We start from the raw sequence: 23,591 nt of genomic DNA on the forward strand, positions 1-23,591 counted from the left end.
GCCCCCTCCGTCACGTCGCCTATCGGCGCCGCGCCACCTCCCCCGCAAGCGGGGCAGGAGGAAAGAACTTCTCCTCCCCTGCGAAGCGGGGGAGGTGGATCGCTGCGGATACGCAGCGAGACGGAGGGGGCGCTCAGCCTACTCCGCCGCCACCACCGCCTCGACCACATGCGCGCGGTACAGCACCGCCAGCAGGTCCGTCTGGGTGATCACCCCGATCAGCCGCCGCTCGCCATCCACCACCATCGCCTCGTGTGTGTGCCCGCTGGACAGGATCGGCAGCAGGGCCGCGATCGGGGTGGTCTCCATCACCTTGTGCACGAACGGATCCAGCGCCGCCTCGACGGTGCGGTGGCGGTTGGTCTGCAACTCGGCGCGGCGGGCCATGCCGATGACGCGGTTGTCGGCGTCGACCACCGGGGCGGCGCGCAGGTCGTGTTCGCGCAGGTAGGCCAGGGCGCTCTCGCCGGTCTGGTCGTGGTGCAGGCTGATGACGTCCTTGGTCATCACCTGGCCGCACAGGATCTGGGCGTGCAGGCGCTGGGCGGCCGACAGCTCGACCTGGCGGAACAGGGCGTCCAGGTCGTCGCGGCTGACGTCCAGCAGCTCGCCATAGCGGGCGAGGGCGGCGTCCAGGTCGACGGCGCTATAGCCCACGGCGCGGGGCGGCGGGGCGGGCGCGCGGTGGGGATAGGAGTGGCCGGTCACTCGGCCCCAGGCCATGCCGGCGGCGGTCAGCAGCAGGCTGTCCACGGCCACCGGATTGAGCGCGAACAGATAGCCGGCCTCGGCGACCTTGGGCCCGCCGATCACGCAGATCAGCGCCACGGCCCCGCCCGGCGGGTGCAGGCAGCCCAGCAGCATCATGGTCCCGATCGCCAGCCCCACGGCCAGCGGCGCGGCGACCAGGGTCTGCGGGACCAGCATCGCCACGGTGATGCCGATGAAGGCCGAAACGATATTGCCGCCCAGCACGCCGCGCGGCTGGGCCAGGGGGCTAGCCGGCACGGCGAACACCAGCACCGCCGACGCCCCGATCGGCGCCACCAGCAGCGGATGAAGCCAGTCGGCGCCGCCAACCGCGAAACGTCCCAGCAGTCCGGCGAACAGCAGGCCGAGCAGGGCGCCCGCGCCACCGCGCAGGGCGTCGACCGGACGGATCGGGTTCTTGCCGCGAACGAGGGCGTGGAGAGAGGTCATCGGACGGCGCTCATAGACCGAAAGCCCGCGCCGGTCCTTTCGATTTTTGTACAGGCTGTTCAAGGAAAGCCGACATCGCGGGCGCGCATTGACTCCGGATTATTTAAGGTTGAGCGTCCCCGGTTCTTACAGTTGGTATGCGGACAGAGGGGCTTCATGGGCATTCGGGGTAAGGCAGTCGTCGCGGTCGTCGCGCTGGGGGTTCTGGCGGCGTCGAGCGCCCGGGCCGAGAACGCCAAGGGCGAGGACACCCTGGCCAAGATGCTGGAGGGACGCACGGCGCTGGCCAGCGTCAACTGCATCGACACGCGCAAGATCATCACCACCCAGGTCATCAACGGCACGGCCATCGTCTACCGCCTGCGCGGCAGCCCGACGCTGTACGTCAACCGTCCGACGGCCGGTGTGGACTCGCTGAACTCGAACAACACGATGATCGTCGGCGACACCCCCAGCCTGTGCGAGGGCAACAACCTGTTCACCGGCGACAATGGCGGCCGCGGGGCCAGCGCCGGCTACAACGGCAGCGTCCAGCTGGGCGCCTTCATCCCCTGGCCTAAGTAGCTAGACCTGAGGCAGCGTCGGCTGGTGGGCCAGGGGCTTGATATCAGGGTCCATCCACCAGCGGCGCGCCTCGACCGAGAACAGCCGCTCGCGCGACCAGTGCGTGAGCGGCCAGTCCTTGTCGCCCAGCGGCGTTTCCAGCAGCAGGGCCACGGCCTGCGCGTCCGAGGTCCCGGCCGGCAGGGCCGCCTCGAAGGCGCGGATGGCGGCCAGATAGGCCTGGGTGATGGTCTCGTGATAGCCCATCGTCTCGGTGTTCTTGCCGCCGACCGCGACGTTGTAGGTGCGGATCACCCACGGCAGGTCGCGCTCCAGATGGGCGTTGCGCAGGCGCACCAGCTTCAGGGTGGCGGTCAGGTGGGCGGCGTGGGTCCACTGGTCCTTGGGCAGGCTGCGGTCCAGCAGGCCCTCGACCAGGGCGGCGATCTCGGCGTCGGTGTAGCTCATGCAACGATCGTGTAACCGAACTCTGCTCTAAACGCGTACAGTTCCCTTGCGTCAGGTGTTCGCCATGAACGTCACGTCCTCGACCTTCGCCGCCTCGCTGTCGCTGGCCAAGGTGCTCACGCCCGTCGATCCGTCGAAGACCGATGATACCAAGGCCGACGAGGCGAAGGACGCGTCGCCGACCTCGGCCTACGGCGCGGCCAAGGAGGGCTCCACGCCCGGCCAGGACGTGGCCAAGAAGCTCAAGGACATGAGCAAGGCGCTGATCGCCCTGACCCTGATCCAGGACCCGGTGGAGCGCGCCAAGGCGGCGGCCAAGCTCTACAAGGACTATTCGCAGGTGGCCAAGGACTATGCCGACGCCACGGGCGGCGACCGCGCGGCGGCCCAGGCGCAGAGCGACCAGAACGCGGCGCAGAACGCGGCTCAGGCGGCGGGCCAGCCGGTCGATCCGAACGCGCCGCCGCCGGTCGCTGCCGACGGGACGCCGATCCCGGTCGATCCGCAGGCCCAGGCCGCCCCGCAGGCGCCGGTCGTCGCGCCCGACGCGGCCGCCGCCCAGCTGGCTCAGCCGACCACGACCCCGCTGATGATGTCGGGCGCCAAGCCGCGCTTCGCCGCCGACCTCTACATGGAAGAAATCAAGACCTTCGCCGGCGCCGCCAAGCAGATGTACGAAGCCGCCGTCCAGGAGGCCAAGTTCAAGAAGCTGGCCGGCAAGGACGACAAGGCCCCCGGCGCCGACGACATGGAAGACGCCAAGAAGACCCTGACCGAAGCCGCCAAGGCGGTGGAAGGCCCCGACGCGACGGACGAGGTCCAGATGCCGAAGGGGGCGGGGTCGGTGGTGAGTTTGACGGCCTAGGATTATCCGCTCATCCCCGCGAAAGCGGGGACCCAAGCCGAGTCAGCAAACCTGTCTCGACCGCGCCACCTCCTCGAAATTCAGCTTCGGTCCCCGCTTTCGCGGGGATGAGCGGTGTTGGGGGCTAGAAACTGTTACTCCACCGCACCTGCTCGGGCAGCGGCAGGCTCGCCTCGAACACCAGGCCCTCCGGCCGGAAATCGAACTTCGCCTGGCCCTTCTGCTCGCGCCGGATCGAGCTCTCGATCAGCCGCGTGCCGAAGCCCGGCTGAGCCGGCGGCGTGACCGGCGGACCGCCCGTATCGCGCCAGGTGAACACGAGATTGTCCGTCACCGCATCGCGCTTCCAGCTCACCTCGACCCGCCCCGTCGGCACGGACAGCGCGCCGTACTTGGCGCTGTTGGTGGCCAGTTCGTGGAACACCATCGACAGGCCCACCGCCGTGTGCGGGGCCAGCGCCACTTCCGGCCCAGAGCGGTCGACGCGGTCGACATAGGCCCCCAGGCTGGCCTCGACCAGCGCGCCCATGTCGGCCTCGCGCCAGCCGGTGCGGGTCAGCAGGTCGTGGGCGCCCGAGAGCGCGATCAGCCGGTCGGTAAAGACCTCGACCGGCGCGCCGGGGGTCTTGGCGAAGGTCTGGCGGGCCAGGGCCTGGACGGTGGCCAGGGTGTTCTTCACCCGGTGGTTCAGCTCGTTGATCATCACCCCCTGGCGGTCCTCGCGGGCCTTCAGCTCGCGGGAGGCCTCGCGCAGGGCGGCGTGGACGGCGGCGATCTCCTCCAGGCCGTCGGGATCGGCGGGCGGCAGGGTCTCGCCGCGGCCGATGACGCCGGCGTCCGAGACGAGGCGGCCCATCTCGGCGTTGATGCGGCGCGAATAGACCAGCGACAGGCCCAGGCCCAGCACCAGCAGCAGCAGGAAGATCCCGGTGCCCAGCGCCACCGAGCGGTTGATCGTGCTGGCCAGGTCCTGGCGCGGGATCGACACCACCAGCGTCCAGCCGGTCTGGGGCGAGCGGGTATAGGCGACCATGGTCGGCACGCCTTCCAGCGAGACGCTCTTGCTGACCCCCTCGGTGGAGTGGCGGAGGTTCTCCTCCATGTCCTTGGAGGCCAGGCTGCCGGTGAACTTCTCGTTCAGGCGCGAGCGGGCGATCACGTGGCGGTGGTTGTCCAGCAGGGTGGCGACCCAGCTGTCGGGCACGCGCTGCTGGCGGAACACCGAGGTGAACGAGGCCGAGTCGACCACGTAGGACAGGACGTAGAAACGGCCCTTGACCATGATCGGCGCGCCGACCGTGATCACCGGCTTGCCGGCCACGGGGCCTTCCAGCAGGTCGGAGACCTTGCTGCGCCCGGCGGCGAAGGCGGCGGCCTCCTCGCGGGTGCGCTTGATCCTCGGCAGGGGGCCGCCATAGGGCTTGAGCGTATTGACCACCTGCTGGCCGTTGGCGTCGGCGACGACGATCCAGCCGGCGCGGTGCTCCATGGCGCGGCGGGCGCGGGCGTGGAAGGCGGCCCAGTCGCCGTTGATCAGCGCCTGGTCGGTGGCCAGGGTCTCGGCGACCGAGACGCCCACGGCGGCCTGGCGGTCGACGGCGCCGTTCAGGGCTCGGGCGGTGGTGACCAGCTGCTGATAGAGCTGCCCGCGCGACTCGCGGTCGGCGCCGGCCAGCAGGAAGCCCATCGACAGCAGGGCGGGGACCAGCAGGCTGACCGTCAGGAGCACGAGCCGGCCGCGCACCGAACTGGCGCGCCGCAGACGTCCAAAGCCTCGCTGATCCCGTTCTTCCATGCCTGGGCGGACCCGCCATGACGAGCGCGCCTCGCCGCCCTCAGAACTTGTATAGCGAAGCGAGTCGCGCCTCGCGTCTCAAAAATCAGTCTTCGCGGTTAACGAGCGGAGCCGTAGCCCCATCGGGGTTTTGTGCGTTATGAACAGCGCCATGAAGAACCTGCCCAATATCCTGACCGGCTCGCGCCTCGTGATGGCGCTGTTCATGTTCGTCGCCCTGGCGGCCGCGGCGGGCGCCGTGCCGTATCTGAGCGAGACCCTGACGGCGGAAACCCAGCTGCGGCTGGAGCGCTGGGCGTTCTACGCCTTCGTCGTCGCCTCGGTGACCGACTTCTTCGACGGCTGGCTGGCGCGCAAGCTCGATGCCGTCAGCGTCTGGGGCGCGATCCTCGACCCGATCGGCGACAAGATCCTGGTCTGCGGCGCCCTGCTGGGCCTGATGGCCCTGGGGCCGAACAACATGGTCGTGCTGCCGGCCGGCCTGATCCTGTTCCGCGAATTCACCGTCAGCGCCCTGCGCGAAGTCGGGGCCGGCAAGGGGATCAAGCTGCCGGTGACCCTGCTGGCCAAATGGAAGACGACCCTGCAGCTGGTCGCGATCGGGGCCGAGCTGATCCTGGCCAGCTGGGGGGCGTTTGGCCTGCCGCTGGAGCCGAGCGTGATGGGCGGCTTCACCGTGGTGGCCCACGGGCTGCTGTGGCTGGCGACCCTGGTGACGCTGATCACCGGCGCGCAGTACTGGGAAGCGGCAAGGAAGGCGCTGGTCTAGGACAATAGATCCTCCCCCGCGATGCGGGGGAGGTGGCCCGGAGGGCCGGAGGGGGCGAGCTGGACGCATGCCGCGTTAGCCCCCTCAGTCGCTTCGCGACAGCTCCCCCGCATCGCGGGGGAGCATCTTTTCGCCGCTCCGCCCGTTCCCCCAGGCACAGCTTCGGGGACCTCGCACATTGACCCTCCACCAAGGCCTCGCGTTCGGTCTGATCGCGGCCACCATCGCCGCCTTCGTCTGGGGGCGGTGGCGCTATGATCTGATCGCCCTGGGCGCGCTGGCCGCCGGCATGGCCATGGGCCTGATCCCGGTGAAGGCGGCGTTCGAGGGCTTTTCCAACGACATCGTCATCATCATCGCCAGCGCCCTGGTGCTGTCCGCTGCCGTGGCGCGCTCGGGGATCGTCGACCTCCTGATGGCCCCGCTGCTGCCCAAGCTGAAGGACGAGCGCACCCAGGTTCCCGTGCTCGCGGGGACGACGGCGGTCCTGTCCATGGCCACCAAGAACGTCGGGGCCCTGGCGCTGATGATGCCCAGCGCCCTGCAGATCGCCCGTCGCACCGGCGTGTCGCCCGGGCGCCTGCTGATGCCGATGAGCTTCGGCTCGCTGGTCGGCGGGCTGGCGGTGCTGGTCGGGACCTCGCCCAACATCATCGTCTCGGAGGTGCGCCAGGAGGCCTTGGGCCAGCCGTTCAAGATGTTCGACTTCTTCCCGGTCGGCGGGATCCTGACGGTGATCGCCATCGCCTATCTGACCTTCGCCTACCGCCTGCTCCCGCGTGATCGCCAGGCGGCCATCGATGTCGACGCGGCCCTGGCGGCCAGCGCCTATGTCACCGAGGTCGAGGTCCCGGAAGGCTCCGAGGTCGGCAGCGTCGGCGCGCTGAAGCGGGCGGGCGAGGGGGCGGTCTCGGTCGTCGCCATCCTGCGCGGCCGCAAGCGGATCGAGGCCCCGCACGCCAATCTGAAGATCCACGCCGGAGACGTGCTGCTGCTGGAGGGCGAGCAGCAGGCGCTGAACCAGCTGATCGTCGCCGCCAAGCTTCGTCTCCGCGACGCCGACCGGCCGGTGGCCATGAACGAGCCGACCGAGGAGGTCCGCGTGGTCGAGGCGGTGATCGGCGCCGAGAGCGACCTGATCGGCCAGTCGGCCCGCAGCGTCACCCTGTCAGACACCCACGGCGTCAACCTGCTGGGCGTCAGCCGCAGCGGCCACCGCATGGCCGGCCGCCTGGCGACCATCCGCCTGAAGGCCGGCGACATCCTCGTGCTGCAAGGCGCCGAGCAGTCGCTGCCGGGCGCTCTGCAGGCCCTGGGCCTTCTGCCGCTGGCCGAGCGCGAGGTGCGGCTGGGCGGCGTGCGCCACGCGGTGCTGCCGGTGGCGATCCTGGCCGTGGCCATGGCGCTGGTGGCCACGGGCCTGGTCCCGGTGGCGGCCGGCTTCTTCGGCGCGGCGGTGCTGGTGGTGGCCGTCGGCGCCCTTCGGATGCGCGAGGCCTATGCAGCGCTGGAGGCGCCGGTGCTGGTGCTGGTCGCGGCCCTGATCCCGGTCAGCGACACGGTGCAGAAGACCGGCGGCGCCGACCTGATCTCGGCCTGGCTGTCGGGGGCCTTCCACGGCCTGCCGCCGATCGCCACCCTGACGGCGATGATGGCCGTGGCCATGGCCGCCACGCCGTTCCTGAACAACGCCGCCACCGTGCTGATCGCCGCCCCGATCGGCATGGGCGTGGCCCAGCGGCTGGGCCTGTCGCCCGATCCGTTCCTGATGGCCGTGGCGGTGGGGGCGGGCTGTGACTTCCTCACGCCTGTCGGCCACCAGTGCAACACGCTGGTGCTGGGACCGGGCGGCTACCGGTTCGGCGACTACGCCCGGTTGGGCGCGCCGCTCAGCGCGCTGATCCTGCTGGTCGCGCCGTGGCTGATCGCGTGGGTGTGGCCGTTCGCGAAGTAGTCAGCGCGCGTCGTTGGCCGCCAGCCGCTCCATGGCCTCGACCATCTCCGGCTCCGGCGCGCCGTCCAGCAGCCACGCCGGCTCCGACGCCAGGCGCTCTTCGGGCGGTCGCTCCGCCCGCATCATCGACGCCAGCCAGCTGGCGCCCGTTTCCCGCAGAACCATCGTCGTCTCCTCGCGATGATGTTTCTGAGAATGAATTGCAATTACGACTCCCGCAAGACCCTATCGACGCGGCAGATGGACCGCGCGACGGCGGGAGGCCTCGCGTTCCAGCGGGGTGATCACCTCGGCGACCTGGCGGCGCTGGGCCGGGGTGCCGGTGATGTCCAGGCGGCGGGCGTTGGACAGCAGGGTGTTCAGCTCGGTGTCCGTGAGGGTGGGGATCTTCTCGATCAGGGTCATGCCGAGCTCCTGGTGTTTCGCCGGTATTTTGGCAGGTCTCACGCCGTGAATAACGGCGTTAAGCAAGGCAACGCTCGAATCGCCGTCCGGGGTCCGGGATTCACCGCAAGTAGACCGGAAATTATTTCCTTGATTTTCGGGGCGGAATTTCTGATTATCCCGTATCGAATTCGCTGCCGCTCGGCCTGCTATTCCTTGCTCCCGTGGTGGAGCGCCGGACGCGCCTTCCGAACTTCCAACGAAATTTGATCGTCGATCGGGACGTTTTCGGCCGACGAACACCTATGACTACAAGGATATCCATCATGGCTACTGGCACCGTGAAGTGGTTCAACTCCACCAAGGGCTTTGGCTTCATTCAGCCGGACAACGGCGGCGCGGACATCTTCGTGCACATCTCGGCCGTCGAGCGTGCGGGCCTCGGCTCGCTGAACGAAGGTCAAAAGATCTCGTTCGAGCCGGAAGTCGACCGCCGCAGCGGCAAGACCTCGGCCGGCCAACTGCAAGCGGTCTAATCGACCCAAGCGGTTGGACCCACGGGTTCAAGGGAACAGGCCAGCGCGAAAGCGCTGGCCTGTTTTCGTTTGGGGGCGCCGTGCGTCCTTCGAGGCGCGCTCAGGAGCGCGCACCTCAGGATGAGGAAAGCAGTACAAAGCCCCTCATCCTGAGGCGCCCGCGCAGCGGGCCTCGAAGGACGCAGGGCCTTTCCGTCTTGACGCCAACCCCGCGCGAGGCTTTCCAATCCCTCCATGGTCAGGCTCCTCGCCGCGTTGATGTCCGTCCTGCTGCTGGCCGCCTGCGGCTCGCTGCCGCGTGACGTGTTCACGGCCACCGACCTGGCGGGCGAAGCCCCGCAGGGGATGAACGACATCCGCTTCAACGCCAGCGACGCCGAGGCCGGCATCAAGTTCGCCGAGGCCGCCCGCACGCGGCGCGCCCACCAGAAGACCTTCGACGTGCTGGCCATTTCCGGCGGCGGCTCGAACGGGGCCTATGGCGCTGGCATCCTGGTCGGCTGGACCAAGACCGGCGAGCGGCCCGAGTTCGACATCGTCACCGGCGTCTCGACCGGGGCCCTGACCGCGCCGTTCGCGTTCCTGGGCCCCGACTGGGACCGCCGCCTGACCGAGGCCTATACCAGCCCCGCCGCCGAGAAGATCCTGGAGCGGCGCGGCATCGACCTGCTGTTCAAGCCCGGCTTCTACGACACCAAGGCGCTGCGGGCCCTGGTCGAGAAATATGTCGATCCGCCGCTGCTGTATGCGATCGCCATGGAGCACGCCAAGGGCCGGCGGCTGCTGATCGCCACCACCAATCTCGACACCGAGGAGACGGTGATCTGGGACATGGGGGCCATCGCCGCGCGCGGCGACGCCGCCTCGCTGAAGCTGTTCCAGGACGTGTTGGTGGCCTCGTCCAGCATCCCGGGCGTGTTCCCGCCGACCCTGATCGAGGTCCAGGGCAAGGGCCGGGCGCTGTCGGAGATGCATGTCGACGGCAGCGTGACCATCCCGTTCTTCGTGGCCCCGGAATCGCTGCTGCTGTGGACCGCGCCGAAGACCGGCGAGGCGCGGCCGGGCCATGTGCGGGTGATCGTCAATGGCAAGGTCGGCGGGGCGTTCGGCTTCACCCGGGGCGGCACCCTGTCGGTGGTGGGCCGCTCGTGGCTGACCATGAGCAAGGCCCTGCTGCGCACCCACCTGACCGCCAGCGCCGCCTTCGCCCGCCGCAACGGCGGCGCCCTGCTGTACGCGGCCATTCCCGACGACGCGGCGGTCGACACCTCGGGCCTGGACTTCAGCGCCGACAACCGCCTGACCCTGTTCGAGCTGGGCCGTCGTCGCGCCGAGATGGACGTCGCCTGGACCGAGCCGACGATCCCCGAGGCCGCGCCGCCGGCGGTCCCGGTCGTTACTGCGCCGCCTATTGGGCTGGGGGCCAGTCCGCGGGCGGGGCGCCGGTGAAGTCGGCCATCTGGGCGTCGTAGGCCTTTCGGAACGCCGGGCGGCTGGTGCAGCGGGCCAGATAGGCGGCCAGCTTCGGATACTCGGCCAGCATCTCTTCGGGCACGCTGCGCAGGATGTCGGTCATCAGGATATCGCCGGCCGAGAAGCGGTCGCTGTCCAGATAGGGGTTGTCGCCCAGGCGCGTCTGCAGCTCGCCCAGCCGCTGGCGGACCCAGCCCTCGACGCGCGGACGATGGCCTTCGGTCCAGGCCTGGCCGGCGCAGAAGATGTTCAGCTCGGCCAGCATGGCGATCGGGGTCTCCATGGTGTTCAGGGCGCAGAACATCCAGGTCTGGACCCGCGCCCGCCCGGCCGGATCGCGCGGCATCAGGGCTTCGTGCTGTTCGGCGATGTGCAGCACGATCGCGCCGCTCTCGAACATCTCGACCTCGCCGTCGGCATAGGCCGGGACCTGGCCGAACGGTTGCCAGGCGCGGTAGGCGGTCTTGTCCTCCAGCTTGATCAGGGCGGCGTCATAGGTCTGGCCGACCTCCTCCAGGGCCCAGCGGACCCGCAGGTCGCGGACATAGCCGCGGGCGACGTCGGGGACCCAGGCATAGGCGGAAACGGTGGCGGTCTGGGCGTTCATTGGACGGTCTCCAGATAGGCGGTGAGCTTGTCGAGCAGGCTGTTCCAGCCGCCGGTGTGGCTGTCGCGGGCCTCGATCGTCTTGAACGGCGCCTGGTGGAAGCGGAACAGCGTGCGGCCGCTGGCCAGGCCCTGGAAGGTGACGGTGACCAGGTTGTCGACGTCCCAGGCGCCGTCGTCCCACTTGAACGTCATGACGATGCGTTCGTTCGGGACGATCTCCTGGTAGACGCCGGACTTCCAGACCTCGCGGCCCTCTTCGCTCCTCATGCCGTAGCGATAGGTCCCGCCGACACGGAAATCCTGCTCGACGCCGATGGGCTCGAAGGTCTTGGGGCCCCACCATTTCATCAGGTGTTCGGGCTTGGTCCAGACGCGGAACACCAGCTCGGGCGGGGCGTCGAAGAGGCGTTCGATCAGCAGCTCGTCGTCCTGGATCAAGACGGTCTCGGTCATGCGTCGCGGTCCTTGTTCTTGGCTTCTTCGGCCTGCAGTTCCGCCAGGTAGTCGGCCATGCGGTCGAAGCTGGCGTCCCAGAAGCGGCGGTAGTGGTCGATCCAGCCGTAGGCGCGCTTCAGGGCCTCGGGCTCCAGCTTGCAGGGGCGGGCCTGGGCCTCGCGCGAGCGGCTGATCAGGCCCGCGCCCTCCAGCACCTTCAGGTGGCGCGAGACGGCGGGCAGGCTGATGTCGAACGGCTGGGCCAGTTCGTTGACCGTCGCCTCGCCGGACGCCAGCCGCGCCAGGATCGCCCGGCGGGTCGGATCTGCCAGGGCGGCGAAGGTGGAGGAGAGGGGATCGGTCATGTATTTAACGCATCAGCTAATTAACTGACTTGTTAAATTGAGGGCGCGCGGCTGTCAACCGGTGTTCGGCGACACGAAAAAGCGATGCGGGCTTTCGCCGCGCCTCCCCCAAAGCGCTCCCCGATCGCCCCGCCCTAGTGGAAGGTGATCACCCCGCCCGCCACGGTGGCGGCGCCGACGTTCAGCGTCCCCGCCAAACCGACGAGTTGGACCACGCTGTCGGCGCCGGCGACGAAAGTCGTCGCGGCGCTGACGTCGGAGACGACGTAGACGTCGCCACCCCACTCGAACCAATGCAGCGTGTTGGTCGTCCCGGCGGCGTCCTGGGCGGCGGCGGCGAGGTAGGCGGCCAGGGAGGCCTGGCCGGTGATCTTGCTGCCCATGACGGTCGCGTTGTTGGCCTCGGCGAAGGACAGCTTGTCGCCCGCGCCCAGGCCGGTCAGGGCGTTGTCGCCGGTCCCGGCCACATAGGTGATCACGCTGGTGAAGCCCGAGACGTCGATCGTGTTGTCCTCCGTCGCCGAGCCTTTGATCGAGATGGCGGCCGCCCCGGTGACGAGATCCAGCTTGAGGCCGCCCAGGGCGACGCCGCTGGCGTCGACGCTGTTCAGGACAGCGCTGGCGTTGTTGGTCAGGTCGAGCCCGGCATTGCCGGCGACGACGACGGTCTCCACGTCTGTCCCCGTCAGGGTCAGTCTCTCCATGGCTCCGGCCGGGGTCGCGCGGCCGTCTTGGGTCGTCACGTCCAGATGTTCGAAGCCCTGGGTCAGGAAGCCGGCCGAGAAGCTCCGGCTCGCGCCGAGCCTGTCCTCCAGGCCGAGGTTGAGGGTGTCGCTGGCGGTATCGCGGCCCGCCGCGATGGTCAGGCTATAGGTCGTGCCCGTGTTTTTCAGAACCACGGTGTCGCCAGAGCTCATCCCGGTCAGGCCGCCGCCTAGGCCGTTCGACAGGCCCACGTAGTGTAAGCCCAGATTGTCGAGATTGAGGGTCGCGTGGCCCGCACTGGTCAGGTCCAGGCGCTCGAAGCCGGTGAACTTGGTCAGGAACGTGGGCGACGCCAACAGGGCCGCGGCGACGGTCTCGCTCAGCGCCAGGGTGTCCACACCGTCGCCGCCGTCGAGGATGGCGGTCGGCATGGTCAGGGAGGTCGAAAGCAGGGTCAGCGTGTCATCGCCGTCGCCCAGATCAATCGGGGCGCCGGTGGCGCCCGTGGTCCCCAGCGTCACCTTGTCCACGCCCGAGCCGCCGGTGTAGGCGACCTGGTTTGAAGGGTTTGACGTGAGGGTGTTGTCGGCCGTGGGCGATGCCTTCACGGTGACCACGCCGGCCGTGGCGATCAGGTTGATATTCACACTGCCGAGCGCGATCGCGCTGGTGTCGATGCTGTTCACATTGCCGCCGGTGACGGTCAGGCTCAGGCCGGTATTGCCGGTGACCACGACCTTCTGGATATCGGAGCCCTGCACGCTGACCCGTTCCGCCGCCCCGGTCGGGGTGGCGCTGCCGTCGACGAGGGTGATGTCGAGATGCTCGAAGCCGGCGGCTCCCAGGCTGAAGGCGACGCCCACGCCGTCCTTGTCATTCAGGATGGCGTCCAGGGCGTCTGAGGCGCCGGCGGGACCGCCACGGAGATCCATGGAGCCTGCACCCTCGAGGACCAGGGTCTCGAGCGACGCCGCGTTGTCCAATCCCATCATGATCCCCGCAGGGTCCGACGCGCTGACATAGTGGTAGCCGCCCAGGGCGGCGAGATCGTTGTACACGGACACGAAGCCCGTCAGGGCCAGGCGCTCGAAGCCGCTGGCCTTGGCGTTGATCGCGACCTTGTTGGTGTTGGCGAAGGTGGCGTCCAGGACGAGGGTGTCCGTGCCTTGCCCGCCCGTGATGGTCGCCGTCGGTGCGCCGGCGCCGTACTCGAACGTCAGGCTGTCATCGCCGGCGCCCAGGTCGATGGCCGTGCTGACGGTGGAGGCGCCGACCGAGATATGCTCCTCGCCCGCGCCGGCGGTGAGGACCACCTTGCTGGCGTCGATCTTCAGCGTGCTGGTCCCGGTGGTCCCCGAGACGTCGACGCGGGTCAGGTGGGTCTGGTCGAAGAGGTCCACCGCCAGGCTGGCGGCGCCGGTGACGTTCACCGTCTCGAGATTGGGCGTGAAGCCCGGATCGGCGACCATCGTCACCTTGCCGGTCCCGGCGATGGTCAGGGTCTTCAGCCCGTCCATGCCGAGGTCGATCTCGGAGTCCTCGGGCCCCTGGGTGATGTGCAGGGTCTCGTAGGCGCCCTCGTCGTCGAACAGGCCGTGGATGTCGTTCAGCGTGGCGTTCAGGACGGTGGCGTCGGTCACGGTCAGGCCGCCGTTGTCGATATAGATGTCGGTCCCGTGCGAGACCTTCAGCGTCGTCAGGGCGGTGCCCGCGAAGCCTAGGCCCGCGCCGTCGAAGCCACTCAGCTCGACGCTCTTGATCGTGCCCTTGAAGGTCCCCGAGCCGTAGAAATAGTCCTGGATGACGATGGTCGGGGCGATGATCTCGCCATGGACGCCGTTGTCGGCCAGCGACTGGGGCGCCGTGACCTTGATGGTCTCGGTCTCCAGATAGCCGGCGATCAGCACTCCGCCCAGGTCCTGGACCTCGGTGTCCAGCGGCAGGGTCGAGGTCAGGGTGACGTCGATGGTCTTGCCGCCCAGGATGGTGATCTCGCCGGCGTTGGCCGCGCCCAGGACCTCGCGCGAGACGGTGATGTCGCCGATCGCGGCGACGTTGATATAGCCCTCGGTGGCGCCGGTGACGGTGAGGGTGACGTCGCGGCCGCCGACGATGGCCACGTCGTCGATGTCCAGGTTCGTGACGGTGGCGGTGATGTCGGTGGTGACGTCCGCGGAGATGTCGGTGAAGCCGACGCTGGTGACGTTCAGCCTGGTCAGGCCGGTCCAGTCGAAGGTGTCGACGACGAGGCCGCCGTTGTTGCTGAGATTGGCGACCTCGATCTCGCTGATCGTGGCGGCGGGCAGGGTGTAGACGCCGCCGGTGGCCGCCGTGAGGTTCAGGGTGTCGCGCCCGCCGCCGCCGACCAGCAGGTCGGTGGCGTTGAGGGTCAGGTGCGTGGCGGTGAAGGTGTCGGCCAGGGTGTCGCCGCCCAGGCTGTCCAGGCCCGGCGTCAGCACCAGGCTGTAGCTCACGGGCTTCACCGGTTCGACCGGGCCCGGCAGGACCGGTGCGTTGTCGACCGCCTGGCCCTTGCCTTCCGAGCCCGCGCCCTTGTGCGGGGCGTAGGTCTGGGTGATGTCGGTGTTGTAGGTCGCCTGGCCGGTCGCCATGGCCAGCATGAAGTTGTCGGCCGCTCCGGCGTAGAGCCCGATGTCGGCCTTGATCGCGGCGGCCATGACCAGGCCCGCCATCGCCGCCTTCACCGCGATATCCACCTGGGCCGGGGTCATGTTCGGCGTGACCATGCCGGCGCTGGTCACCGTGGCCAGGACCGCGTCCCGGGTCCCCACGAGATAGGCGACGGCGGCGGCGACATCGACGCCGGCGGCCTTGGCGTAGGTGGAGCCGATGATGGTCTCGTAGATCGAGGCCACATAGTCGGAGAAGTTCATCGCCCCGTACTTGGCCGCGAAGGCGGCCGCGCCCTCGCCGTTGACGCCCAGATTGGCGGCGAAGTTGATGTAGCGGTTCTCGAGATTGAACTTGGCGTAGTAGGCGTCGTTCAGGTCGTTGGGGTTGGCCGCCGAATTGACCAGGTAGTCGACGCCGGCCTTGGTCGGGCTCTTGCCGGTGAAGAACTGGTAGACCAGCACCGCGACGGCGGTGGTGTCGTCCGCCCCGTTCAGGACGTAGCTCAGCGCCTGGGCGTCGGTGAACGAGGCGTTGGTCCGCAGGGCCAGGTTGGCCTTGGTCTCGGTGTTCGGCGCGACGCCGTTGTGCACCGCTGTCCAGGCCATGCTCAGCTGTTCGAGCGTGTAAGCCATCGTCGTGTCCCCCCACGGACCGGTCTATTCGTCGGCCAGCCGACCGTTACTCTTAACATAACGTTGTTCTGTGGCGAGCCGCGCTTGCGATTCAGGGTTGAGGCGCTGCTAGTGGAACAGGATCGTCCCGCCGCTGACGGTGGCGGTCGAGAGGTCCGGTATGCCGACCAGTCTCATGCTGTAGTCGGTCTCGGCGAAGTTCTGGAAATCGCCGTCGCCATGGTCGATGAACAGGTAGGAGTCGGGACCGACCCTGAACCAGCGGACGATCGGCGTCGTCGCCCCATCGCCCTGGAACTGGCTGACGAGCGCTTCCTGGAAGCCGCCGGCATAGACCGAAGTGTTGATCGGGGCGCCGAAACTGGTGATCCCCAGGGCGAAGGGCAGTTCGATCTTATCGCCGGCGCCCAGGCCTCTGATGGCGTCCCCGCGGCCCACGCTGCTCGTACCGGCGGTGTAGACGATCGTGTCGTTACCCGATCCGAGGCCGAAGGAGTTGCCGCCATTCTTGAGGGTGAACGTGTCGTCGCCCGATCCGCTGGTGATGCCGACGCCCCGGATCGCGTGAACCGTATTGGTCCCGTCGCCCAGGTTGAGGGAGATCGCGCCACCACTGATGATCGTGACGTCGTCGTCGCCCGAGCCGCCGGTATAGCCTGAGAAGGAGTTTTCGTAGGTTCCCACGACGATGGTGTTGTCGCCGGTGGCCGAGCCCTTGATCGTGAAGGGGCTCTGCAGGTTGGAGTTGGACCAGGAGAAGTCGCCGGCCACGCCGCTGGCGTCGAGTTGGTACATGGTCAGGTAGACGCCGGCGAAGGGGCCAGGGTCCGTCGTCAGCGCCAGGCCCGCGTCGCTGGTGATCACGATCGTGCCCAGCGGGTTTCCCGTAAGCTTCAGGCTGTCCTGGAACGCGCCCGCGTGGGCGATGTCGACATTGAGGACATCGACCCCGACCGTGGCGATCTCGCCGAAGTCGCGGGCGCCGCCCGAGCTGTCGACGAGGTTCAGGTTGAAGATGTCGGTGACGGTCGCGAAGCTGCCCTGCACGGTCGTCAGGGTGTTGGCGCCGTTCAGCGTCAGCGTGTCGCCGGCCGCGAACCCGTCGAAGACCAGGCCGGCGCCGCCGTCGCTGGTGACGTGGTGGACGCCGCTCAGCCGGGTCAGGTCGATCGTCTGGTTGCTGGCGCCGGTCAGGATCAGGTGTTCGAAGCCGGTGATGCTGCCGGGTGTGACGGCGGCCAGCGCGGCCACGGACATCTTCAACACGTCGTTGGTTCCGTCGCCGCCGTCCAGGTGGACGCCCAGCGTGGCGCTGGCGTCGCTGACGGTGACCGTGTCGTCGCCCGCGCCGCCGACATAGGTGATGGCCGAACTCGTGAGCTGCGACAGGTCGATGGTGTTGTCCGCCGTGGCCGAGCCCTTGATGGTGATAGCCGCCGCCGCGTGCTTGAGGGTCAGGTCCAGGCCGCCCAGGGTGATGCCGCTGGCGTCGATGCTCTCCACGATCGAGCCGACGTGGGTGAACAGCGTCAGGCCCGCATTGCCCCTGGCGACGATCGTTTTGACGTCCGTGTCGGTCAGGGTCAGCGTCTCCATCGCCCCGGCCGGGGTCGCGCTGCCGTCCAGCGTCGTGATGTCGATGTGCTCGAAGCGCTGGGTGTTCAGGCCGGGGGAGAACTCCAGGCTCCCCCCGGTCGGGTCCTCCAGGACGAGGTTGAGGGTGTCGTCGGCGCCGTCGAGGCCAGGACCGACGGTCATGTCGAAGAACGAGCCGTTGTCGTTCACGACGACCGTGTCGCCCGAGCTCATGCCGCTCAGGATGAAGTGGCTGCCGCCCGAGAGCGTCACGTGGTGGATGCCGGTCCCGCTCAGGTTCAGCGTGCCGCTGGACACGTTGGTCAGCGCCAGGCGTTCGAAGCCGAGGAACTTGCTGGTGAAGCCGCCCTGGGCGCTCAGGGAGACGGCGTTGGCGGCCTTCAGGACCAGGGTGTCCACGCCGCCGCCGCCGTCGACGGCGCCGCTGATCTGGCTGGGGCTGCTGACGGTGGCGCCGCTCAGGTCGACCTTGTCGTCGCCCCCGCCGGTCGAGACGGCCCCGATGCTTCCGCCGGTCAGGGTGATCGTGTCGTCGCCCGAGCCGGTGCTGACGGACGTGTGGGAGGCGTCGGCCTTGACGCTGATCGCGCCGCTGGCCACCGAGGCGTCCACGCCGGTCAGGGTGGAGGCGGTCGTCAGGTCGCCCAGGCCCACCTGGCCCGCGCCAGTGATGGTGATCGTCTCCAGCGGGCTGGTCGCCAGGTTCGAGAAGCTGAGCGCGCCGCCGGCGGTGATCGACAGCGTCTTGAGGCCGCCCATGTCGACGCTGATCGTCGAGGCGTCGGCGCCCTGGGTCAGGGTCAGGCTCTGGATGACGCCGCCGTCCTGCAGCTGGCCGGTGACGCCGTCCAGCGTCAGGTCCAGCGTGGTGGCGGTCGTCGGGTTGGGCGTCTCGTTGTAGAGGCTGACGTTGCCGCCGTGCGCGGCCTTCAGCGTCGTGAGGCCGTTGTCCTGGATCAGGAGCGAGGAATAGCCGTCGACCTCGACGCTGGCGATCTTGCCGGCCAGCGTGCTGGACAGGACGTTGACGTCTTTGATGGTCACCGCGCGGTTGACCACGCCGGGGCCGTGGGCCGTTGCGGCCTTGACCGCGGTGGTGTTGGCGCCCCCAAAGACGTTGATGGCGGAGGTGTAGGCCGTCACGGCGACCGTGCTCGTGGTCTGGACGATGTCGATCGTCGTGCCGCCAGTGACTTCGATGGTCGTGCCGTTGGCGCCGCCGGCGGCGACGTCGCTGTGGATCACGGTCGCGCCGGTGTTGCCGCTGACGCTGATGCCGTTGGCCTGGCCGCCGCTGACGTTCAGGGTGACATCGTGGCCCTGCTGCACGCGCACGCCGTCCAGGGTGCTGTGCGAGACGTCGGCGCTGATGTCGGTGGTCAGGGACGCCACGAGGTCGACGCCGCCCTCGGCGTTGACGTTCAGCCGGGTCACGCCGGTCCAGCCGGTGATGTTGGCGATGACGCCGGCGTCGTTGCTGATCGTCACGGTCTCGATGTCGGTCACCGTCGCGCCGGCCGGGCCGTAGGCGGCGCCGGTGGCGGCCGTGATGGTCAGGCTGTCGGCGCCGCGGCCGCCCTTGAGCACGTCGCCGGCGTTGAGGGTCAGGTCGGTGGCGGTGAAGGTGTCGGCCAGGGACTCGCCGGTGAAGCGGTCGTCCCGGTCCGTCAGCACGAAGGCGTGGGAGGTCTCGTCCGGCTCGGAGGGCGGCGGGGGAGGCGGCGGCGCCGCGCCGGGCAGGTCGGCCGCCGGCGGGGTCGTGGTGATCGCCTTGCCGTCGCCCGTCGAGCCCTTGCCCGAGGTCGGGCCGTAGTCGTGGGTCAGGTCGCCGCCGTAGACGGCCTTGTCCTGGATCATGGCCAGGGTGAAGTTGTTGGCCGCGGCGGCGTAGACGCCGATGTCGGACTTGACCGAGGCGGCCATGACCAGGCCCGCCATCGCCGCCTTCACGGCCAGGTCGACCTGGGCCGGGGTCATGTCGTCGGTGATTATGCCCGCGCTTCGGGCCGTGGCCAGGACCGCGTCCCGGGTCCCCACCAGAAAGGCGATGGCGGCGGCCACATCGACGCCGGCGGCCTTGGCGTAGGTCGAGCCGATGATGGTCTCGTAGATCGAGGCCACGTAGTCGGAGAAGCTCATCGCCCCGTACCGGGCGGCGAAGTCGGCCGCGCCTTCGCCCTGGACCCCCAGGTTGGCGGCGAAGTTGATGTAGCGGTTCTCGACGTTGAACTTGCCGTAGTAGGCGTCGTTGAGGTCGTTCGGATTGGCCGACGAATTGACCAGATAGTCGACGCCGGCCTTGGTCGGGCTCTTGCCGGTGAAGAACTGGTAGGTCAGCAGGGCCACCGCCGTGGTGTCGTCGGCGCTGTTGATGACATAGCTCAGGGCCTGGGCGTCGCTGAGCCCCAGGTTGATGAAGGTGTCCAGCGTGGCCTGGGTCGCCGCGTCCGGCGCGACGCCGTTGTGCGCGGCCGTCCAGGCCATGTTCAGTTGCTTGCTGGTATACGCCATGTCCGTGTCCCCACCCGGATGTGTCGGTTGTCCGACGCTGGCGTTTCAGTAGCCCCAAAGCGGGTTTTGACGTGTCGCAACAAATGACGACGCGTCCGGCGTAACCATGGTCTCCGCATCCGGGGTTGCGGAAATTCGACTCCGTCTCTACACGGGCGCCTTAACCTGCAAGATGGTCGACAGCGGGCGCGCGGATGTGCGCGACCGTGTCTTTGCGCGAGTTAGCCATGCCCAAGAGAACAGACCTCTCCTCGATCCTGATCATCGGCGCCGGCCCGATCGTCATCGGTCAGGCTTGTGAGTTTGATTACTCCGGCGTCCAGGCCTGCAAGGCGCTGCGCGCCGAGGGCTACCGGATCATCCTGGTCAACTCGAACCCCGCGACGATTATGACCGATCCGGACGTGGCGGACGCGACCTATATCGAGCCGATCACCCCGGAGATGGTCGCCAAGATCATCGAGAAGGAGCGCCCCGACGCGCTGCTCCCGACCATGGGCGGCCAGACCGCGCTGAACACGGCGCTGGCCCTGGAAGCCGACGGCACCCTGGCCAAGTTCAATGTCGAGATGATCGGCGCCAAGGCCGAGGTCATCGACAAGGCCGAGGACCGCCAGAAGTTCCGCGACGCCATGGACAAGCTGGGCCTCGAAAGCCCCAAGTCCAAGGCCGCCCACAACATGGACGAGGCCCGCGAAGGCCTGGCGTTCGTCGGCCTGCCGGCGATCATCCGTCCGTCGTTCACCCTGGCCGGCACCGGCGGCGGCATCGCCTATAATGTCGAGGAGTTCGAGGAGATCGTCGAACGCGGCCTGGACCTGTCGCCGACCACCGAAGTTCTGATCGAAGAAAGCGTCCTCGGCTGGAAGGAATACGAGATGGAGGTGGTCCGCGACACGGCGGACAACTGCATCATCGTCTGCTCGATCGAGAACATCGACCCGATGGGCGTCCACACCGGCGACTCGATCACCGTCGCCCCGGCCCTGACCCTGACGGACAAGGAATACCAGTGGATGCGCGCGGCCTCGATCGCCGTGCTGCGCGAGATCGGCGTCGAGACCGGCGGTTCGAACGTCCAGTTCGCCCTGAACCCGGCCGACGGCCGCATGGTCGTCATCGAGATGAACCCGCGCGTGTCGCGCTCGTCCGCCCTGGCCTCGAAGGCCACCGGCTTCCCGATCGCCAAGGTCGCCGCCCGCCTGGCCGTCGGCTACACCCTGGATGAGCTGAAGAACGACATCACCGGCGGCGCGACCCCGGCCTCGTTCGAGCCCTCGATCGACTACGTCGTCACCAAGATCCCGCGCTTCGCGTTCGAGAAGTATCCGGGTTCGGAGCCCCTGCTGACCACGGCCATGAAGTCGGTCGGCGAGGTGATGGCCATCGGCCGCACCTTCAAGGAAAGCGTCCAGAAGGCCCTGCGCGGTCTCGAGACTGGCCTGTCGGGCTTCGATGAAGTCGAAATCCACGGCGCCGACGATCCCGACACCGGCAAGGCCGCGGTGATCCGCGCTCTGGGCACGCCCACGCCGGACCGCCTGCGCGTCATCGCCCAGGCCTTCCGCCACGGCCTGACCGTGGAAGAAGTGAACGCCGCTTGCTCCTACGAGCCGTGGTTCCTGCGCCAGATCGCCGAGCTGATCCGCCAGGAAGGCTGGGTCCGCGCCGGTGGCCTGCCCAAGGACGCCGCCGGCTTCCGCGCCCTCAAGGCCCAAGGCTTCTCCGACGCCCGCCTCGCCAAGCTGACCGGCTCCAACGAAGGCGCCGTGCGCGCCCTGCGTCAGGAGCTCAGCGTCCGTCCGGTCTTCAAGCGCATCGACAGCTGCGCCGGCGAGTTCCTGGCCTCGACGCCCTACATGTACTCGACCTACGAGACCGGCGCCCTGGGTCAGATCCCCGAGTGCGAGAGCGAGCCTTCGAACCGCAAGAAGGCCGTGATCCTGGGCGGTGGCCCGAACCGGATCGGCCAGGGCATCGAGTTCGACTACTGCTGCTGCCACGCGGCCTTCGCGCTGGACGCCATCGGCATCGAGTCGATCATGGTCAACTGCAACCCCGAGACCGTCTCGACCGACTACGACACCTCCGACCGCCTGTACTTCGAGCCGCTGACGGCCGAGGACGTGCTGGAGCTGCTCCACGTCGAGATGAGCAACGGGACCCTGGCCGGCGTCATCGTCCAGTTCGGCGGCCAGACGCCGCTGAAGCTGGCCCATGCGCTGGAAGGGGCCGGCATCCCGATCCTGGGCACCAGCCCGGACGCCATCGACCTGGCCGAGGACCGCGAGCGCTTCCAGCAGCTGCTGAACGGCCTCTCCATCGCCCAGCCGGAAAACGCCATCGCCCGCACCTGGGAAGAGGCCCGCGCCGCTGGCGAGGAGATCGGCTTCCCGTTCGTGATGCGTCCGTCCTACGTGCTGGGCGGCCGGGGCATGGAGATCATCCGTGATCACGAGCACCTGGAACGCTACATCGCCAACGCCGGCGAGATCTCGTTCGAGCACCCGATCCTGCTGGACCACTATCTGAGCCGCGCCACCGAAGTCGACGTCGACGCCCTGTGCGACGGCAAGGACGTGTTCGTGGCCGGCGTGCTGGAGCACATCGAGGAAGCTGGCGTCCACTCGGGCGACTCGGCCTGCTCGATGCCGCCCTTCTCGCTGAAGGCCGAGACGGTCGAGGAGCTGAAGCGCCAGACGGTGCAGATGGCCCTGGCCCTGAACGTGCGCGGCCTGATGAACGTGCAGTTCGCGATCGAGGAGCCGCACTCGGAGAGCCCGCGCATCTACGTGCTGGAAGTGAACCCGCGCGCCTCGCGCACGGTGCCGTTCGTGGCCAAGACCATCGGCCAGCCGGTCGCCGCCATCGCCGCGAAGGTCATGGCCGGCGAGCCCCTGGCCAGCTTCGGCCTGAAGGACGTTCCGTACGACCACATCGCGGTCAAGGAAGCGGTCTTCCCGTTCGCCCGCTTCGCCGGCGTCGACACGGTGCTGGGCCCGGAAATGCGCTCGACCGGCGAGGTCATGGGCCTGGACTGGAAGCGCGACGGCGAGGCCGACATGGCCCCCGCCTTCGCCCGCGCCTTCGCCAAGAGCCAGCTGGGCGGCGGCGTGAAGCTGCCGCGCTCGGGCACGGCGTTCGTGTCGGTCAAGGAAAGCGACAAGCCCTGGATCGTCGAGCCGGTGAAGCTGCTGCTGGCGGCCGGCTTCAAGGTGCTGTCGACCGAAGGCACACGCGCCTATCTGGCCGAGCAGGGCGTCCAGGTCGACTACGTCAAGAAGGTCCTGGAAGGCCGCCCGCACATCGTCGACGTGATGAAGAACGGCGGCGTCCAGCTGGTGTTCAACACCACCGAAGGCAAGCAGGCGCTTGAGGACAGCTTCGAGATCCGCCGCACCGCGCTGATGATGAAGGTGCCGTACTACACGACGTCGGCAGGGGCGCTTGCCGCCGCTCAGGCGATCGCCGTGGCCCCGGAAGAGGTCCTGGACGTCCGCCCGCTGCAGAGCTACGCGGCGGAGTAGGGCGCTCTTACCCTCTCCCCTTGCGGGAGAGGGTGGCCCGCGCAGCGGGTCGGGTGAGGGGTTGAAGAACAGAACCGCCGCGACCGGCCCATCGGTAGTCTGTTTGCGTGAAGCCCTCAGGCGCGCTTCGGGATGTTGCTCCGACGGGCGTCGATCAGAGCCCGCGCGCGGTCAGCGACCTTGGCGGCGTGGGCGATCTCTTCGACGTCGCCAGAGCGCGCATCCGCCAGATAGGCCGCGATCGCCTCTTCGCTATCGAGGTATTCGGCGGGGTCGAAAGGCCGTGTTTCCAAGCTCAAACCTCCTGCGCCATGACCTTGGCGCGAGCGATGTCGCGCGGCTGCGAGGCCTTGTCGCCACCACAGAGTAGCACGATCAGGGTCTCGCCGCGCCTGACGAAATAGACGCGGAAACCTGGGCCATAGTCGATCCGCAGTTCGCTAACGCCGTCGCCTACTGGTCGAACGTCGCCCAGGTTCCCGGCTGCAACGCGTTCGATGCGCCGAATGACGATCGCGCGGGATACGGCGTCCTTCAAGCCTTTCAGCCAGTCCTCGAAGGCGGGTGTCTGCCGGATTTCCCAGTTCATC

19 protein-coding genes and 1 pseudogene are annotated in these 23,591 nt (G+C 68.5%); 8 read left to right on the top strand and 12 right to left on the bottom strand.

Annotated features, from left to right (window positions below):
- A pseudogene (locus tag AC07NI_RS23720) lies at nt 1-75 on the top strand (hypothetical protein); the annotation flags it as partial.
- 63 nt (nt 76-138) lie between these two features.
- On the opposite strand, the gene AC07NI_RS23725 reads toward AC07NI_RS23720, so the two are convergent.
- Entirely contained in the window at nt 139-1,200 is a 1,062-nt protein-coding gene (locus AC07NI_RS23725) for an HPP family protein (RefSeq protein ID WP_494623733.1), read from the bottom strand.
- A gap of 156 nt (nt 1,201-1,356) precedes the next feature.
- On the opposite strand from AC07NI_RS23725, the gene AC07NI_RS23730 reads away from it, so the two are divergent.
- A complete protein-coding gene (locus AC07NI_RS23730; protein ID WP_494623735.1) occupies nt 1,357-1,764 on the top strand; it encodes a hypothetical protein in 408 nt (135 codons plus the stop codon).
- Here AC07NI_RS23730 and AC07NI_RS23735 read toward each other — a convergent pair whose 3' ends face one another.
- On the bottom strand, nt 1,765-2,211 hold the full coding sequence (locus AC07NI_RS23735) for a hypothetical protein (RefSeq protein ID WP_494623737.1): 447 nt from the start codon (nt 2,209-2,211) through the stop codon (nt 1,765-1,767). It lies immediately after the preceding gene.
- Nucleotides 2,212-2,275: 64 nt separating this feature from the next.
- On the opposite strand from AC07NI_RS23735, the gene AC07NI_RS23740 reads away from it, so the two are divergent.
- Nucleotides 2,276-3,076 (top strand): hypothetical protein, encoded by an 801-nt coding sequence (locus tag AC07NI_RS23740; RefSeq protein WP_494623739.1) that lies wholly within the window; start codon nt 2,276-2,278, stop codon nt 3,074-3,076.
- A gap of 124 nt (nt 3,077-3,200) precedes the next feature.
- Here the strand turns inward: AC07NI_RS23740 and AC07NI_RS23745 are convergent, their stop codons facing one another.
- Entirely contained in the window at nt 3,201-4,871 is a 1,671-nt protein-coding gene (locus AC07NI_RS23745; RefSeq protein ID WP_494623741.1) for a sensor histidine kinase, read from the bottom strand.
- Between the two features lie 151 nt (nt 4,872-5,022).
- Here AC07NI_RS23745 and pgsA point away from each other — a divergent pair, with 151 nt between their 5' ends.
- Entirely contained in the window at nt 5,023-5,640 is a 618-nt protein-coding gene (gene pgsA / locus AC07NI_RS23750; RefSeq protein ID WP_494623742.1) for a CDP-diacylglycerol--glycerol-3-phosphate 3-phosphatidyltransferase, read from the top strand.
- Between the two features lie 178 nt (nt 5,641-5,818).
- Entirely contained in the window at nt 5,819-7,594 is a 1,776-nt protein-coding gene (locus tag AC07NI_RS23755; protein WP_494623744.1) for an SLC13 family permease, read from the top strand.
- On the opposite strand, the gene AC07NI_RS23760 is transcribed toward AC07NI_RS23755, so the two are convergent.
- Nucleotides 7,595-7,759, bottom strand: coding sequence for a hypothetical protein (locus AC07NI_RS23760; protein WP_494623746.1), 165 nt, complete (start codon nt 7,757-7,759; stop codon nt 7,595-7,597).
- A gap of 60 nt (nt 7,760-7,819) precedes the next feature.
- A complete protein-coding gene (locus AC07NI_RS23765; protein ID WP_494623748.1) occupies nt 7,820-7,999 on the bottom strand; it encodes a hypothetical protein in 180 nt (59 codons plus the stop codon).
- A gap of 305 nt (nt 8,000-8,304) precedes the next feature.
- Between AC07NI_RS23765 and AC07NI_RS23770 the strand changes: the two genes are divergently transcribed.
- Both AC07NI_RS23770 and AC07NI_RS23775 read left to right on the top strand, forming a co-directional pair.
- Nucleotides 8,305-8,514, top strand: coding sequence for a cold-shock protein (locus AC07NI_RS23770; RefSeq protein WP_099575950.1), 210 nt, complete (start codon nt 8,305-8,307; stop codon nt 8,512-8,514).
- A gap of 234 nt (nt 8,515-8,748) precedes the next feature.
- Entirely contained in the window at nt 8,749-9,963 is a 1,215-nt protein-coding gene (locus AC07NI_RS23775; protein WP_494623750.1) for a patatin-like phospholipase family protein, read from the top strand.
- Here the strand turns inward: AC07NI_RS23775 and AC07NI_RS23780 are convergent.
- The 5 genes from AC07NI_RS23780 to AC07NI_RS23800 form a co-directional block, all read right to left on the bottom strand.
- Nucleotides 9,923-10,594 carry a glutathione S-transferase family protein gene (locus AC07NI_RS23780; protein WP_494623752.1) on the bottom strand — a complete coding sequence of 224 codons (672 nt, stop codon included), beginning with the start codon at nt 10,592-10,594 and terminating at the stop codon, nt 9,923-9,925. The genes AC07NI_RS23775 and AC07NI_RS23780 overlap by 41 nt on opposite strands.
- Entirely contained in the window at nt 10,591-11,049 is a 459-nt protein-coding gene (locus AC07NI_RS23785) for an SRPBCC domain-containing protein (RefSeq protein WP_494623754.1), read from the bottom strand. Before AC07NI_RS23785 ends, AC07NI_RS23780 begins: the two co-directional genes overlap by 4 nt.
- Nucleotides 11,046-11,396, bottom strand: coding sequence for an ArsR/SmtB family transcription factor (locus AC07NI_RS23790; RefSeq protein WP_494623756.1), 351 nt, complete (start codon nt 11,394-11,396; stop codon nt 11,046-11,048). The genes AC07NI_RS23785 and AC07NI_RS23790 overlap by 4 nt, the downstream gene beginning before the upstream one ends.
- Nucleotides 11,397-11,530: 134 nt before the next feature.
- Nucleotides 11,531-15,367, bottom strand: a complete 3,837-nt coding sequence (locus AC07NI_RS23795; RefSeq protein WP_494623758.1) for a hypothetical protein — start codon at nt 15,365-15,367, stop codon at nt 11,531-11,533.
- Between the two features lie 108 nt (nt 15,368-15,475).
- Nucleotides 15,476-19,474, bottom strand: a complete 3,999-nt coding sequence (locus AC07NI_RS23800) for a hypothetical protein (protein ID WP_494623760.1) — start codon at nt 19,472-19,474, stop codon at nt 15,476-15,478.
- 227 nt (nt 19,475-19,701) lie between these two features.
- Here AC07NI_RS23800 and carB point away from each other — a divergent pair, with 227 nt between their 5' ends.
- Nucleotides 19,702-23,001: a carbamoyl-phosphate synthase large subunit gene (gene carB, locus AC07NI_RS23805; RefSeq protein WP_494623762.1), complete on the top strand. Its 3,300-nt coding sequence runs from the start codon at nt 19,702-19,704 to the stop codon at nt 22,999-23,001.
- 116 nt (nt 23,002-23,117) lie between these two features.
- On the opposite strand, the gene AC07NI_RS23810 is transcribed toward carB, so the two are convergent.
- Together AC07NI_RS23810 and AC07NI_RS23815 are read right to left on the bottom strand one after the other, a co-directional pair.
- Nucleotides 23,118-23,294 carry a helix-turn-helix domain-containing protein gene (locus AC07NI_RS23810; protein ID WP_494623764.1) on the bottom strand — a complete coding sequence of 59 codons (177 nt, stop codon included), beginning with the start codon at nt 23,292-23,294 and terminating at the stop codon, nt 23,118-23,120.
- A 2-nt stretch (nt 23,295-23,296) separates the two neighbouring features.
- A complete protein-coding gene (locus AC07NI_RS23815) occupies nt 23,297-23,590 on the bottom strand; it encodes a type II toxin-antitoxin system RelE/ParE family toxin (protein WP_494623766.1) in 294 nt (97 codons plus the stop codon).
- Nucleotide 23,591: the final 1 nt, after the last annotated feature.

It is taken from the genome of Caulobacter sp. GW821-FHT10E02, from assembly GCF_059415225.1.